Origin of the sequence: Mesorhizobium sp. M7A.F.Ca.AU.002.02.1.1, from assembly GCF_003998535.1 — a bacterium.
In the GTDB taxonomy this organism is placed as follows: domain Bacteria; phylum Pseudomonadota; class Alphaproteobacteria; order Rhizobiales; family Rhizobiaceae; genus Mesorhizobium; species Mesorhizobium ciceri.
In genome coordinates, this window is sequence record NZ_RZPB01001446.1 from 1 (window position 1) to 554 (window position 554).

Annotated in this window: 1 protein-coding gene; it reads left to right on the top strand. The window is 65.3% G+C overall.

Features of this window, described 5'->3' with window-relative positions:
• Positions 1-46: 46 nt before the first annotated feature.
• A partial coding sequence (locus EN879_RS38270; RefSeq protein WP_245493968.1) for a sigma-70 family RNA polymerase sigma factor occupies positions 47-554 on the top strand: 508 nt, incomplete at its 3' end.

The window sequence follows — 554 nt, forward strand, 5'->3', positions numbered from 1 at the left end:
GGATTAAAATCCCCACATGTTCCGTAAACAGGACATGAAACCGCCGATGCCACGCTTTGACATCATAGGACAGCTCGGTTCGCTGCGCCGCTATGCGCGCTCGCTGACGCGCGACAGCACCGACGCCGAGGACCTTGTCCATGACGCGCTGGTGCGCGCTTATGAGCGGCGCAGCACCTTCCGCTCCGGCGGAAACCTGCGCGCGTGGCTGCTGTCGATCGTCCACAACACCTTCATCGACAGGATGCGGGCCCGCAAGTCCGAGGCGTCGCGCGTCGAACAGGCTGGATACCTGGCCGACGGCAGCACGCCGGCACCACAGGAACATTCGGTGCGCCTGGCGCAGGTGCGCCAGGCTTTTTTCAGCCTGCCGGAAGAACAGCGTTCAGCGCTGCACCTCGTCGCTATCGAAGGCCTCTCCTATCAGCAGGCCGCCGATGCCAGCGGCGTGCCGCTCGGCACGCTGATGTCGCGCATCGGCAGGGCGCGCGCCGCGCTGCGCGAGATGGAGGAGCCGGCGAAGGCAAAAAACCACCTCAGGATCGTTGGAGGCC